14 protein-coding genes, 1 riboswitch and 2 other annotated features are annotated in these 14,584 nt (G+C 34.2%); of the genes, 7 read left to right on the top strand and 7 right to left on the bottom strand.

Features of this window, described 5'->3' with window-relative positions:
* The first annotated feature begins 1 nt into the window (after window position 1).
* The gene (locus tag ACQKP0_RS00070) at window positions 2–895 is read left to right on the top strand and encodes an ATP-binding cassette domain-containing protein (RefSeq protein WP_427403770.1); all 894 of its coding nucleotides are present in this window, start codon (window positions 2–4) and stop codon (window positions 893–895) included.
* A 122-nt stretch (window positions 896–1,017) separates the two neighbouring features.
* On the opposite strand, the gene ACQKP0_RS00065 is transcribed toward ACQKP0_RS00070, so the two are convergent.
* Window positions 1,018–1,206: a hypothetical protein gene (locus ACQKP0_RS00065; protein ID WP_427403769.1), complete on the bottom strand. Its 189-nt coding sequence runs from the start codon at window positions 1,204–1,206 to the stop codon at window positions 1,018–1,020.
* A 116-nt stretch (window positions 1,207–1,322) separates the two neighbouring features.
* The gene (fbpA, locus tag ACQKP0_RS00060) at window positions 1,323–1,391 is read right to left on the bottom strand and encodes a Fur-regulated basic protein FbpA (RefSeq protein WP_427404153.1); all 69 of its coding nucleotides are present in this window, start codon (window positions 1,389–1,391) and stop codon (window positions 1,323–1,325) included.
* Window positions 1,392–1,933: 542 nt separating this feature from the next.
* On the opposite strand from fbpA, the gene ACQKP0_RS00055 reads away from it, so the two are divergent.
* From ACQKP0_RS00055 to ACQKP0_RS00040, 4 genes are all read left to right on the top strand, one after another.
* Window positions 1,934–2,752, top strand: a complete 819-nt coding sequence (locus ACQKP0_RS00055) for a lipoate--protein ligase family protein (protein ID WP_427403768.1) — start codon at window positions 1,934–1,936, stop codon at window positions 2,750–2,752.
* 11 nt (window positions 2,753–2,763) lie between these two features.
* Window positions 2,764–3,714, top strand: coding sequence for a lipoyl synthase (gene lipA, locus ACQKP0_RS00050; RefSeq protein WP_427403767.1), 951 nt, complete (start codon window positions 2,764–2,766; stop codon window positions 3,712–3,714).
* Between the two features lie 81 nt (window positions 3,715–3,795).
* Window positions 3,796–4,012, top strand: a binding site (T-box leader).
* Window positions 4,013–4,054: 42 nt separating this feature from the next.
* Window positions 4,055–4,281, top strand: a binding site (T-box leader).
* 53 nt (window positions 4,282–4,334) lie between these two features.
* The gene (locus tag ACQKP0_RS00045) at window positions 4,335–5,411 is read left to right on the top strand and encodes a bifunctional 3-deoxy-7-phosphoheptulonate synthase/chorismate mutase (protein ID WP_427403766.1); all 1,077 of its coding nucleotides are present in this window, start codon (window positions 4,335–4,337) and stop codon (window positions 5,409–5,411) included.
* Between the two features lie 94 nt (window positions 5,412–5,505).
* Window positions 5,506–6,846, top strand: coding sequence for a sodium-dependent transporter (locus tag ACQKP0_RS00040; RefSeq protein ID WP_427403765.1), 1,341 nt, complete (start codon window positions 5,506–5,508; stop codon window positions 6,844–6,846).
* Between the two features lie 93 nt (window positions 6,847–6,939).
* Here the strand turns inward: ACQKP0_RS00040 and ACQKP0_RS00035 are convergent, their stop codons facing one another.
* The 5 genes from ACQKP0_RS00035 to ACQKP0_RS00015 form a co-directional block, all read right to left on the bottom strand.
* Window positions 6,940–8,346, bottom strand: a complete 1,407-nt coding sequence (locus ACQKP0_RS00035; protein ID WP_427403764.1) for a sensor histidine kinase — start codon at window positions 8,344–8,346, stop codon at window positions 6,940–6,942.
* 3 nt (window positions 8,347–8,349) lie between these two features.
* A complete protein-coding gene (locus tag ACQKP0_RS00030; RefSeq protein WP_427403763.1) occupies window positions 8,350–9,060 on the bottom strand; it encodes a response regulator transcription factor in 711 nt (236 codons plus the stop codon).
* Between the two features lie 201 nt (window positions 9,061–9,261).
* Entirely contained in the window at window positions 9,262–9,618 is a 357-nt protein-coding gene (locus ACQKP0_RS00025) for a YxeA family protein (RefSeq protein WP_427403762.1), read from the bottom strand.
* 16 nt (window positions 9,619–9,634) lie between these two features.
* Window positions 9,635–11,566, bottom strand: coding sequence for an FtsX-like permease family protein (locus ACQKP0_RS00020; protein WP_427403761.1), 1,932 nt, complete (start codon window positions 11,564–11,566; stop codon window positions 9,635–9,637).
* Window positions 11,553–12,320, bottom strand: a complete 768-nt coding sequence (locus ACQKP0_RS00015; RefSeq protein WP_427403760.1) for an ABC transporter ATP-binding protein — start codon at window positions 12,318–12,320, stop codon at window positions 11,553–11,555. Before ACQKP0_RS00015 ends, ACQKP0_RS00020 begins: the two co-directional genes overlap by 14 nt.
* Window positions 12,321–12,529: 209 nt before the next feature.
* Window positions 12,530–12,715, top strand: a riboswitch (cobalamin riboswitch).
* Window positions 12,716–12,854: 139 nt separating this feature from the next.
* On the opposite strand from ACQKP0_RS00015, the gene ACQKP0_RS00010 reads away from it, so the two are divergent.
* Together ACQKP0_RS00010 and ACQKP0_RS00005 are read left to right on the top strand one after the other, a co-directional pair.
* A complete protein-coding gene (locus ACQKP0_RS00010; protein WP_427403759.1) occupies window positions 12,855–13,808 on the top strand; it encodes an ABC transporter substrate-binding protein in 954 nt (317 codons plus the stop codon).
* A gap of 39 nt (window positions 13,809–13,847) precedes the next feature.
* Complete coding sequence (locus ACQKP0_RS00005) at window positions 13,848–14,423, top strand: cob(I)yrinic acid a,c-diamide adenosyltransferase (RefSeq protein ID WP_427403758.1); 576 nt, start codon at window positions 13,848–13,850, stop codon at window positions 14,421–14,423.
* The last annotated feature ends 161 nt before the right edge of the window (window positions 14,424–14,584 follow it).

The raw sequence follows: 14,584 nt of genomic DNA, 5'->3' as shown, positions 1-14,584 counted from the left end.
AATGGGTGTTATCGAGTTAAAAAATGTATATAAGGACATCGGGGAGTTTTCACTTGGCCCCATTAATGTAGAAATTCCGTATGGATCAATAGTGGCTATTGTAGGTGATAATGGGGCGGGAAAAAGCACACTTATTAAAACGATCCAAGGTCTTGCAAAAGAAACGAGTGGTGAGGTTTTTTTATTCGGAGAAAGACGTAAGTTAGATGATGAGAGCTGGAGAAATAGAATTGCTTATCAATCACAAACCTTAAAAGGGTGTGATCGTTTTACAGGTAAAGATTTACATCAGCTAATATCTCACTATTCTATGACATTCAATGAAGAAGCGTTTGAACGTTATGTAAAAGATTTGGATATTCCTTTAAATAAGCCATTCATTAATCTTTCAGAAGGTGTACGGAAAAAACTTAATCTTGCTTTAACATTTGCTCAAAATAAGGAATTATTCATTATGGATGAGCCGACTGCACATTTAGATATGATGGCTCAACGATATGTGATGGATGAAATAGTTCGGTTAATGGAAGCTGATTCAGAGCGTACAATTCTTTTCGCAAGCCATCAGCTTGATGATATTCGGAAACTAGCAGATTATATTTTGCTCATTCGCAAAGGCAATTTCCTAGGAATGTATGAAAAAGATGAACTGACTTTGATGTATAGACGTTACTGGCTTGATACAGAAGTTACATCAGCATTCCCTGGTGTCGTAAAAATTAGTCAGCAAGGACGTGAAATTATTTCTAACAATCCACAGTTGACTGAACAAGCTTTCATGCAAAAGGGGATTCATATTATCCAAAAATCCAATATTGATTTGGACGATATTTTACCATGGTTACTTTCAGGTGAAATAAAGTTAAAGGATGAAAAACAGCTTGTAAATTGGTGAATTTAATAGCGGGCAGTGCTTGGCGCTGCCCGGATACATAAAACAGTATATCATTGAAATATTGTTGACAAAATATCGACAAAATGAGTGGGAACCATTTTAATATGGATTTCATATTTTAACTATTGATTTGACCAGATTCTACTTAGGCTTAATGGTACATATACTTCATCCCCATGGATTTGCTTATGAATAATCGGGTTTAAAAAGTACTTATCAAGGTTTTCCATTTGGCTGTTTATATTTATTCTTTGTTTGGTTCTTACATCCACTCCTAATATACTTTCAACAGGGTTTCTCGGATTGTTCATAGAATCTCTCCTTGCATATCTATTTCAATTATAATAACTGAGTCTTCTGAATAAATCAGTTGGGAAATAGTTTATAAACAGCAATGATATAGAAAATATCAATGTTTTTGTTGTGTTTATTTTTCCAAAACTTTTATTGATAATTCATAAAGATGTCTATCAGTCGGTGCTTTAAATACTCCTATGAATATTTATTGTCCGCTCAGGATAGCTTTTCACAGCTCAATCTAATAAAGTAATTTTGATATAGATTGAATTTCACTCCTTCCTTTATTCAAATATAAATCTCCCTCCGAAAGAAAAATATCAAAGTGTTGACAAAATGTCAACACACTTATTCTAATATACGAATTTATAAGTTCTTAGTATTGAGCGGATAGAATTAGAATAGAAACAGATAAATTATGAAATCGCCAACTCGCCGTTTTCTTTCAGTTTCACCTCTGAAATAAGCGCCAGTGTATTATGTAAGCAACTGGTCTTAGGTGATTGACAAAAACCAACTGAATGCTATTATAAAAATGGTTGAAAGGGACGAAATTTCCCCGTTATAGCAGCCTTAATATCTTTTCTTCAGGAAAATTTCTGAACCCTAGCATTAGGGATTATTTTGAATTATTTTCAGAGCATTTCTATTAATGAAATACTAACCATTTCTTTTAGACTAAAGCTTTAACAATATGAATTTAAAGAATTGGTTGAGTAAGTATTAATCGGTGGTGACAGCATGAGTGAAACATGGTTATTTATTGATTCGGGAGTAAATAGTCCTACCTTTAACATGGCGATGGATGAAATACTTCTAAACTGGCATAGTCAAGGACTTATTCCTCCTGTTCTTCGTTTTTATGGTTGGGAACCAGCTGCATTGTCACTTGGTCTATTTCAAAAGACAGTAGGAAGAATTGACATTGATGCGGCAAAGGCTAAGGGATATGAGATCGTTCGAAGACCTACAGGCGGACTAGCAGTTTTACATGATGATGAACTAACATACAGTGTAATTGTAAGTGAAAGTCATCCGAAAATGCCATCCTCCATTATTGAGGCATATCGCGTTTTATCACAAGGAATTCTTGAAGGTTATAGAAATCTTGGGATTCAAGCTGACTTAGCCATTCCGAATAAACCGGTAGGAAAATCTGGTACTGCTGTTTGTTTTGAGGAATCGTCTTGGTATGAATTAGAGATTGAAGGCAAAAAAGCAGCAGGGAGTGCACAAACTCGCCAAAAAGGTGTCATATTACAGCATGGTTCTATACCAATGGATATGGATACAGAAACTTTATATGACCTCTTTATTTTTCCAAATGAGAAGGTTAAAAATAGGGCGATGAAAGGCTTCGACCAAAAAGCTGTTTCTATTAATCAAATTCTTGGAAGGAAAACATCCTATGAAGAATTAAAATTAGCCTTCAAAGATGGATTTAAAAAAGGTCTTAATATTGAACTATCTACATATGAACCGAATGAGAAAATGTTAAAAGAAGTTGAAGATCTTATGCAATCAAAGTATGCAAACGAAGATTATACTTTTCAAAGGTAGGAGTGTATATAGTGGCTAAAAATGAAGAATACATAAGAAAACCTGAATGGCTGAAAATCAAACTAAACACAAATAAAAGCTATACCGGATTGAAAAAAATGATGCGTGAGGAAAGATTGCATACAGTATGTGAGGAAGCAAAATGTCCAAATATCCATGAATGCTGGGCAGTTCGAAAAACTGCAACCTTTATGATACTTGGCGACATCTGTACGCGCGCCTGCCGGTTCTGTGCGGTCAAAACAGGGCTGCCAACGGAATTGGATTGGGAAGAGCCAGAACGAGTTGCCAGATCAGTAGAAGTCATGGGTTTACGTCACTGTGTAGTTACTGCTGTTGCTCGTGATGATTTGGCTGATGGTGGTGCTGCTATCTTTGCTGAAACAGTTCGTGCGATCCGACGCCGTGTACCCTCATGTACAGTAGAGGTTCTCCCATCTGATATGAAAGGTGATTACGAAAGCTTACATACATTGATGGATGCTGGCCCAGATATTTTTAATCATAATATTGAGACGGTTAGACGCTTGACAAAGCGAGTTCGTGCAAAAGCAAACTATGATCGTTCATTAGAATTATTAAAAAGAGTAAAAGAAATTAGTCCGAATACACCGACTAAATCAAGTCTCATGGTCGGTTTAGGAGAAACAAAAGAAGAAATACTTGAAGCGATGGATGATTTATTGGCACATAATGTCGATATTATGACGATTGGCCAATATTTACAACCTACGAAAAAGCATTTAAAAGTAGAACGCTATGTACACCCAGATGAATTTGCTGAATTAAAAGAAATTGCACTGCAAAAAGGCTTTAAGCATTGTGAAGCAGGTCCAATGGTTCGTTCAAGTTACCATGCTGATGAGCAAGTAAATAAAGCTGCCCGCCAACGACAATTAGAAGGTGAGAGCAATGATCCTGATTCGCTCATCAATCAATACAAAACACAATTTACAAGTTAAATCCTGTAAATAAAGAATTTTAAAAAAGTTATTGACAGTTTCGAAAATAAAATTATATAATACAAAACATACTTAAATAATTCAAAAGCATTGAAGGGAACACAGTATTGTTTGTCTCACTGTCATAGAGAGCTGATGGTTGGTGTAAATCAGTACAAAGATAAACATGAATTTCACTCCTGGAGCATCTTTTTCATAATCATTATGAAAAAGCGGTCAGCGATCGTTAACAAAGAAGAGGAGTAGATATCTTTTTATCTACAACTAGGGTGGTACCACGATAATATTCGTCCCTACTGATATAATCAGTAGGGACTTTTTGCATTCTCTAACTTCATATATTTGTGCAAGGATAAGACCTAAAGTAGTGTTTATTTCACTGTTATAGAGAGCTGATGGTTGGTGTAAATCAGTACAAAAATAAACATGAATTTCAGTCTTGGAGCATTTTTTCTTTAAAAAATTAACTTTTTAAAGAAAAGCGGTCTTGTTGACCGTTATCAAAAAGAGTGGTAGATGTGTTTTATCTACAACTAGGGTGGTACCGCGATAAATTTCGTCCCTACTGATTTTAATCAGTAGGGACTTTTTATATTAAAAATTAATAGGAGGCGTTTTTTATGGGAAATAATGAATTAATGAAATTAAGAGGAAAAGTGGATGAAATTAACTCACAGTTATTGTACTTATTAAACGAACGAGCAAAAGTTGTCCAAGAAATAGGGATGCAAAAGAAACTGCAAGGAACAAATCGATTTGATCCTGTACGTGAACGCGAAGTATTAGATATGATCGCAGAACAGAATGAAGGACCATTTGAAACATCAACATTGCAGCATATTTTTAAAGGAATTTTTAAAGCAAGCTTAGAATTGCAGGAAGATGATAACCGTAAAGCATTATTAGTTTCACGGAAAAAGAAGCAAGAAAATACTATTGTTGATGTAAAAGGAGAGCTGTTAGGAAGTGGTGCACAAACATTTATAATGGGCCCTTGTGCAGTTGAAGGATATGAGCAAGTACGACAAGTAGCACAAGCAATGAAAGAACAAGGATTAAAATTAATGCGTGGTGGAGCATTTAAACCGAGAACCTCCCCATATGATTTCCAAGGTTTAGGTGTAGAAGGTTTGGAAATTTTACGTGATGTCGCTACAGAATATGATTTAGCGATCATTAGTGAAATATTAAATCCTAATGATGTGGAAATGGCGCTTGATTATGTTGATGTCATTCAAATTGGTGCAAGAAATATGCAAAACTTTGATTTATTACGAGCAGTAGGAAAAGTTGATAAGCCTGTGCTTTTAAAAAGAGGGTTATCTGCTACGATTGATGAGTTTGTACATGCAGCGGAATACATTATTTCACAAGGTAATGACCAAATTATTTTATGTGAGCGAGGTATTCGCACATATGAAAAAGCGACACGAAATACGCTAGATATTTCTGCTGTTCCGATTTTAAAGAAAGAAACACATTTACCTGTTGTTGTTGATGTAACCCATTCGACAGGACGGAAGGATCTGCTTCTTCCAACAGCAAAAGCTGCGCTGGCAATAGGGGCAGATGCGGTAATGGCAGAAGTGCATCCAGACCCAGCAGTTGCTTTATCAGATTCTGCACAGCAAATGGATATTCCACAGTTCCATGCATTTATGGAAGAATTAAAAGGCTTTAAAAATAAATTATCTTAAGTGTTTAAGTAGTTTTGTTTAAAAATAACAGGTCTTCCTCTCAGAGAGAGATTGGACAGAAGGTTATTATTACAACAATGAGAGGAGAATGAAAATGAATGGACGAGAACAATGGTCGTCTAAGCTAGGTTTTATTTTAGCGGCAGCAGGATCTGCAATTGGTTTAGGAGCAATATGGAAATTCCCTTATATAGCAGGACAGAATGGGGGAGGTGCCTTCTTCCTCATTTTCATCCTATTTACTTTAGTTTTGGGGCTGCCGTTATTATTGGCCGAGTTTTTAATTGGTAGATCAACACAAGCAAATGCTATAGATTCATATAAAAAAATCGCTCCAAGATCAAAATGGCATTGGATAGGCATCATCGGAATGATTTCGTGTTTTATCCTACTTTCTTTTTACAGCGTGATTGGTGGATGGATTATAGCCTATTTATTTAAAGTTGTAACTGGTGGTTTAAATCACTTAAGCTCTAATCAATATTCTGCAATTTTCGGAAGTACCATTTCAGACCCTATTATCAGCATCATCGTTCAGCTATTATTTATACTTATTACGATTATTGTTGTTTCAAAAGGAGTTCAAAACGGAATTGAACTTGCAAGTAAATTTATGATGCCCGCTTTATTCATTTTGTTTATTATACTTGTCATTCGGGCAGTTACATTGGATGGAGCAATGGAAGGAGTTTTATTTTTATTACAGCCTGATTTCTCTAAAGTAACCTCTAAAACAATATTAGAAGCGATGGGTCAATCGTTCTTTACATTAAGTGTAGGTGTATCGGTTATGGTCACTTATAGCTCGTATTTGCCAAAAAATCAAAGTCTGCCGCGCTCAGCATTTTCTATCGTTGGAATGAATCTTGCTATTGTGCTTCTTGCGGGACTTGCTATTTTTCCAGCAGTCTTTGCACTAGGATTAGAGCCGGGAGCAGGTCCTGTTTTACTATTTAATGTACTTCCAACCGTTTTCAGTCAGCTTCCGTTTGGCATGGTCTTTTTCGGTGCATTTTTAATTCTCTTTTTATTTGCTGCACTCACATCAGCTTTCTCGATGCTTGAAATTATTGTTTCGGTCGTTTCGAAAAATAATGCACAGCGTAAGAAATGGTCATGGATCATCGGTTTAGCTATCTTTGCTTTTGGAGTACCATCCGCACTTTCCTTTGGAATTTTAGGAGATGTGAAGATATTTCATAAAACGATTTTTGATGTAATGGATTATACAGTCAGCAATATATTAATGCCTTTAGGTGCATTACTTATTTCCATTTTTGTCCCATTGAAAATGAAAAAATCGGCTTTATATGAGGAAATGATAAAAGGAAGCAAGGTAAAGAAAGGATTATTCGATGTTTGGTATATTCTCATTCGATATGTTGCTCCAATTTTGATTTTAGTAGTTATGATGAATGTGTTGGGAGTTTGGTAATATCGTCAGGTTCCGTTAACTTCTAATGAATACAAGGGGCTGTCTGACACTTTGCTTTTCAGACAACCCCTTATAAATATTTAATGTGAATTTTTATAACATAATTTCGATTGTCGTGCCATGTCCAACTAGACTATCAATCGTAATTTCTCCATCATGTGCATGAATAATATCATTGGCAATAGCCATTCCTAGTCCAGAGCCTTTATGTGATTCACCAGTATTTGTTCCACGATAGTAGCGGTCAAAAATCCGGTCAAGTTCTTCTTTCTTTATGCCTTTCCCATTATCCTTAATCATTATATGAATTCGTTCTTCTTTCTTAATAGATACGGTTATCTGGACATCTTCATCATTATGGACAATCGCATTATAGATTAAATTATTGATAGCTCGACGAATCAATAATTCGTCAACCTCCATATCGATGGTTTCCTCAGCAAACTCGAAGTCAATATTTCTTGTAGAGTATTTTGCATCATTCAATATATCAATGACGATACTTCTTAATAAGGCAACAAGATTGGTTTTTGTTTTATTTAAGGATAGCTCTTTGGCTCTTAGTCTTGTTGATAAATTTAAATCTTCGATCACTTCTTTTAAATAAACAGATTTTCTTTCGATAATTTCTGCGTACTCTCTCATTTCCTCTAAAGAAAAATGATATTCTGTATCTTTCATCATCTCAGAATAACCTTGAATGGATGCGAGTGGCGTTTTAATATCATGAGATATGTTTGCGATCCATTCTTCTTTCATTTTATCTAATTTGTTTCTTTCCATTTCACTCGCTTGTAACTGATAGGATAAGTGATTTACATTATAAAAAACGTCTTTATATACACCGCTAGGGCGATAATTAATATCGTAATCTTTATTAGCTAATCTTTTAATACCATCAATTAAAGTATTTATTGGTTTGGTTAACCTTTTACTAAATAAATAACCAATAAATAATGCGATTAAACTATCAATGAATATTAAAGTAATACTCCCTATTTTTAACATTTTTAAGATGTCTCGAAAATCATAGGAAACTACATACCTTTGAATATTACGGTTCTTAAACCCAATAAAATAGCTATAATTTTTATCCTTGAGCTTTTTTTCTCCAATAAAAACGATGGTGTCCGCATCTATTTCTCTATATTTATACATTTGTATCATATCCAAAGGGTTATACTTGTCCTTTAGATTTTCTGGAGTTCGATAACCAAAAAGCTGCTTTCCGTTATCATCCAATACTTGAATCCATGCTTTATTTTTAATTAGTTCATTTTTCCCTTTTTCTGTAATAGATATATGGTCATTTGAAATGGTGATTTGGTTTTGAAATTGTTTTGTAAATACTTCTGCAGATATTTCTTGACCGTGAAATGGCTCATTAAATATAGATCGAGCGATGAAAAAAGTTAAAAGAAGAAAAATATTTATGAATACAACTAAAATCACAACTAAGACTACAGAAAATAAAAATCTCCCTGTCAATTTCCATTTCATAGGCTATTCATCCTTTATGACAAGCTTGTACCCCAATCCTTTGACAGTGAGTAAGTATTCAGGATTTGATGGTTGAGCTTCAATTTTTTCACGAAGCCTTCTGATGTGAACCATGATAGTATTGTCAAATCCGATAAAATCTTCACCCCATACTCTATCGCAAATACTTTCTTTGCTAATGATTTGATTAGGATTTTTAAGTAAATAGATCATCATTCCGAGCTCTTTTGGCTTTAATTCGATGGCTTCTCCATTCTTTTTTAATTCTGCTCTTCGTTCATTTAATTCAAAAGGACCTGCCTTAATGATCGGACTTTCTTCATTTATTACTTGTAGATATTCTGATCTTCGCAGCTGTGCTTTTACACGATAAGCAACTTCTTTAGGGCTAAAAGGTTTGGTAATATAATCATCCCCGCCAATCGCAAAACCAACAATTTTATCAATTTCTTCTGATTTAGCTGATAAGAAAAGAATAGGAACTTTGGAAATAGTCCTTATTTGTTTGCACACATCATAGCCTTCGCCATCTGGCAGCATAATATCTAATAAAACAATATCCGGTTGGATTTGTTGAAATTGTATCCAGCCATCTTCGGCAGTAGTGGAAGTGTAGATATGATCCAATCCTTCTTTTTGTAAAACGGTTTTAAGCAGTCTCAATAGATCCTCTTCGTCATCTATAATTAAAACTTTTTTATTATTTAACGACATTCGTATCTCCTCCAACCAAGTGTTCATTTATTCATTATATTAAAAAAAGAACCTAAATTAAAATCAGGTTCTCACATATCATTTCAAATTAGTAGATGAATTTGCCTGTGGGGTATGCGGGCAGCAATTTCTATACGTAGTATAACTAGCTGCACGCGTATTCCATAGGCTATTATTATAAAAATTTAGTTTTTCACTTTTTTACTTTAATTTTTCTTTTGCTTTGTCAGGTATTTCATTTAATTTTACTTCTTGATAGGATGTGACCCCTTTTTTATCTTTAACAAACAAATTTAGATAGGCATCTTCACGAAGTTGCTTTAAAGATGTAAAGGTAAACTTTTTTTCATTACCATTTTTATCATAGGCAGGTAAAGTATATTTATATGATACATATATTTCACCGTTATCTGATTTATCTTCTATTTTCTCACCTGTTCCTTTAATTTGTACATAATAGTTATCTGCACCGAGTCTGTTAATATTAACGTTTTGAATAAAAAGGATAAATCCCGCTATTAAAACAATAATGATTCCAGGAATGATTAATTTTTTCATTTTGTCGACTCCTTTTTCAATTTTTTTTCGTTACAATTTTGTAGTAAGAATTTACTGTTAAGAAGTAATAAACGATGTAAATGGCTGTATATATCCCCATACAGATTAGTACAGGAATCACTAAGTTCGTTTGCATTAATTTAGATAATGCGGTCAATGCTATAGAGCAATGGGCGATTCCGGCAACCAATGGTAAAGCAAAAATAAATAATACTTGTTTAGCAATTGATTTCTTCATCTCTTTTTTATTCACACCGATTTTGTAGAGAATTTCATAACGGCCTTTATCAGAGTTTGCTTCTGTTAATTGTTTAAAATAGATAATACTTCCTGTTGCTGCTAGGAAAACAAGACCTAAAAATCCACCCATAAAGATCAGTAAGCCGGATGATTCTAAGCCTGCTGCGAAGTCTGCATAAAAGCTTGAAAATGCAGCTTGTTCCGGAACAATTGCTTGAATGTTTTTGGTTAATTGCTTGGCATCATCTTCATTTGTAATGTTGTAAACTTCCATATTGACTACTTTTGTTTGCTTTTCTATTTTTGTAAATAATTCATCGCTGACAACAATAACGGAATAGGCTGTTGAATAATTTAAGACACTGTATTTCTTTAAATGTTTAAATGTGATATCCTCATCATGTTTTTTCAAGTTTAATGTAATTGTTTTACCAACATATTTTGGTGATATTTCTTCCATGTAGCCAGGTTCTAAAGCAGCTGCTTCGTTCGCATGTAAGGTGATTAAATCCTTTCTTTTTTGCTCTTTTGCCAGTTTATTAAAGCTAGTGTTTGAAATCATGGTGTATTGCATTTTATTACTTGAGAATATATTTTTTAGATTTGTTATATCTGCGTTAACTTGAAGTGTTGGAATCGTTTCATAATATTCGATTTTATGATTTTTATTATTAGCAATTAGATTCTTCACTTGTTTTGTTACATTTTTATCTGTATCAATAAACATCATGCTATTTGGATTAGCTTTTTCCACATTGCTTCGATTATTGTAATATAAGCTGTATGCAGTTCCGACAGCGGTTAATGTAGTCGCACTTAATACGGCAATAATTGTTAAAGTACGAGCATTCCCTTTAATTCTGTATAGCAGTTGGGAAGTTCCGATTAAGTTAATTCCCTTCCAATCATTCTTTTTATTTTTCTTTGCTATTTTTAGTAAATAAACCGTTAAAGTACTAAACAGCAAATAAGTTCCTAAAATAACCGTCACAAGGATAACTAAAGGAGCCATCATGAGACCCAACGTTCTCCATACATTTGAAGTTAAAAGGTTTTGTAATGCAAGCCAATAACCAAAACCGATTAAAATGATGGATAATAAAGCAATGATAATGGATGCTTTAGGTTCTTTCTCTCCTACTTTGTCTGCTTGGAATAGTTCAATTAGTTTAAAACGGTAGATTAAGCGATATCCTTGTAAGGAAGAAATCATTGTAATAATCAAGAATATGACAACTGTATTTATTATGCTTGCAGATGAAATAGTGAAATTGGTTATCGCATCATAGCCCATGACTTTCATTAAAAGTGCCACGAAAAACTTTGATAATACGGATCCGAGGGTAATGCCGATAATAAGTGCTAAAACCCCCATAATAAAGTTCTCATAGAACAGCATGCGGCCGATTTGTTTTTTTCGTACACCGAGAAGAGAGTATAACCCAACCTCTTTTTTTCGTTTCCGTGTAAAAAAGGAGTTAGAATACCAGATAAAGATTGCTACAAAAACCATTAAAACGACAGCAGCACCATTAAAGGCTGAACTGATTTTGGGCGAACCATCAGAATTCATTTGAATCGTTTCATCATACTTTAATGAAACGAAAGTAAAGTAAATAACGATACTAAAAATCATGGAAGCAAAATATAAGAAATAGTTTGTAAAATTTTTAATAATATTTTTTCTCGCAATACTAAATAAGGTCATCCTGTTCACCTCCGAGTGAAGCGAGAATATCTAATATACTTTGGAAGAATTCCTTACGAGATTGTTCTTTTTTATATAACTCAGTAAAGAGTTTTCCATCCTTTATGAATAACACTCGTTTACAGAAACTTGCAGCAAATGCATCATGAGTGACCATCATAATAGTAGATTTATTTTTCTCATTTAATGAACTTAAGCTCTGAAGAAGACTTGCAGCTGATTTTGAATCAAGGGCACCAGTGGGCTCGTCCGCTAAAATTAAACTAGGATTCGTTACAATGGCGCGAGATGCTGCTGTTCTTTGCTTTTGACCACCTGAGATGTGATAAGGATATTTATTTAAAATGTCACGAATTCCAAATGTATCAGCAATCTCGTAGACTCGCTTATTTATTTCATTGACTGATACTTTTGATAATGCTAGAGGAAGCAAAATATTTTCTTTTACAGTTAAAGTGTCAAGTAAATTGTAATCTTGAAAGATAAAACCTAATTTGTTTCTTCTAAAGTCGGATAATTTCTCTTCATTCATTGTTACAATGTTTTGACCATCAATAATAATACTTCCTGCTGAAGGTGTATCGATTGTCGAAAAAATGTTGAGAAGTGTTGATTTACCCGCTCCAGACGGTCCCATGATGCCGACAAATTCCCCTTCTTTAATTTCTAAATTAATATTTTCTAATGCTTTATATCGGTTTTCTTTATCACCAAATACTTTTTGAACATTTTTGGCTTGTAAGATTGTTTTCATGTTTTTATCTCCTATGACATCATTGATTATTTGTTTTTCATAAACCGTTAAAATGAATTCTTAATTACAAAACATAGTATAAATTTCGTACCTTACCTTGTTTTAATCTAAACCTTACAAAAACCTTAAAAATGCTTTTTTCGTTCGCTATATAAAATATAGGCAACCAGATACTGATAATGTATAATGAATATTGATTGAAAATTTAATAGATTGGAACGAAATCAGGAACCTTTATAGAAGGTTTAAAAGGGAAGTTTGGTGAAAAGCCAACGCGGTCCCGCCACTGTAAATGGGAGCAAGCTGTAGTTGCCACTATATCGAAATATGGATATGGGAAGGTACAGCAAGCAATGATCATGAGCCAGGAGACCTGCCTGATTTTTAAGTGCACCAGTCGGCCTACGAGGATAGGGAGGTGTTTTGAAAACGTTTTTGAGCAAGGTTTTTTTGTTTATTTTTACGTTTATAAAACATCTCTATCAAATGAGATGTTTTTTTGTGCACAATTCTAACGACAAAAGGAGTTATCTAATGAAAAAGTTTTTGAAATTTATACCGTTATTTATTTTAGCATTGATTCTGACAGCTTGTGGTACAGCACAGGACAAAGGGAAAACAAGTGAGAGTAAACCGAAAACTCAGGATTTCCCAGTTACTATTACAGATGGAGTAGGTAATAAGGTAACGATTAACAAGAAACCACAGCGAATTGTTTCCCTTCTTCCAAGTAATACCGAAACAGCATTTGCCCTTGGGTTAGATAAAGAAATAGTCGGTGTATCCGATTTTGATAATTATCCAGAACAAGTGAAAGATAGAGAAAAAATTGGTGGGCAAGAGTTTAATATTGAAAAAATTATTTCATTGAAGCCAGATATTGTTCTTGCAACGGCTTCTAATGCGCATAATTCGAAAGATGGACTTAAGCAGCTAGAAAATGCAAATATTAAAGTTATCGTGGTTAATGATGCCAGCTCTTTTGATGATGTCTATAAATCTATAGAATTAATTGGCGAAGCAACTGGAACGAAAGAAAAAGCTCAAGAAATCGTTGATGGAATGAAATCAAAAGTGGCAGACATTAAAGCGAAGGCAGAAGGAATCTCAAAAGAGAATCAGCAAAAGGTTTGGATCGAAGTATCTGCTCCACCAACTATTTATACAACGGGAAAAGGAACATTTATGGGAGAGATGCTTGATACATTAGGAGCAAAGAATATTGCAGGCGATAAAGAAGGCTGGATTCAATTTTCAGAGGAAGCAGTTGTAAAAGCAAACCCAGATGTTATGATTTTAACTTATGGCTATTACGATAAAGATGCTGTTAATAACGTATACAAGCGAAAATCATGGAAAGAAGTAGCCGCTATTAAAAATAAACGAGTGTATAATGTTGATTCTGATAAAGTATCAAGATCTGGTCCACGCTTAGCAGAAGGATTAGAAGAAATGGCAAAAGCGATATATCCAGATACTTTTAAATAATATTAGTGTTTTCTTGAATAAAGTGAGGGAGGAATTAGTGTGAGAATATATACAAGAACTGGTGATAAAGGACAAACTAGCATTATTGGCGGTCGTGTGGATAAGGATGATGTAAGAGTTCAAGCATATGGTACGGTAGATGAAGTAAATTGTTTTGTCGGTCAAGCAATGGCTGAACTAGATCCAGATCAATTCGCAGATATTTTAGAAGATCTTGAAAAAATCCAACATGAATTATTTGATTGCGGCGGGGATCTTGCGACAAAATCACAAAAGCGTCCTTTTAAACTGGAGCAAGAAATGATCGATTATCTAGAAAAGAAAATTGATGAATATATCGAAAGTACTCCGCAATTAGAACGATTTATCCTGCCGGGAGGTACGAAGGCTGCAGCCTCCATTCATATTGCCAGAACAGTTACACGTCGTGCTGAACGATTAGTCGTAAGTTTTGCAAAAGAAGATGACACTGTTCCTCCACTTGCACAACGTTATTTAAATCGTCTATCAGATTACTTTTTTGCTTTAGCACGTGTGATTAATCATCGTTCAGGACAAAAGGACGTTGAGTATATCAGAAGTGCGAAGGTTTTCCGTGAAGGGAAAAGAAAATAAAAAGGAAACAGATTGATACGCTTAAAAAATGTTAAAATAACAAGGTTCTGTAGGAGCCTTGTTTTCATTAGTCATTTTAAACCACAGGCTCTGCCTGTGTGCAAACAAAACTTGTAGAGTTGTATAAGAAAAAAACTCCAATCGTTATAATAGAAGATGGC

It is taken from the genome of Heyndrickxia sp. NPDC080065 (genome assembly GCF_050281185.1).
GTDB lineage: Bacteria > Bacillota > Bacilli > Bacillales > Bacillaceae_C > Heyndrickxia.
This window is presented reverse-complemented; position numbering and strand designations above follow the sequence as displayed.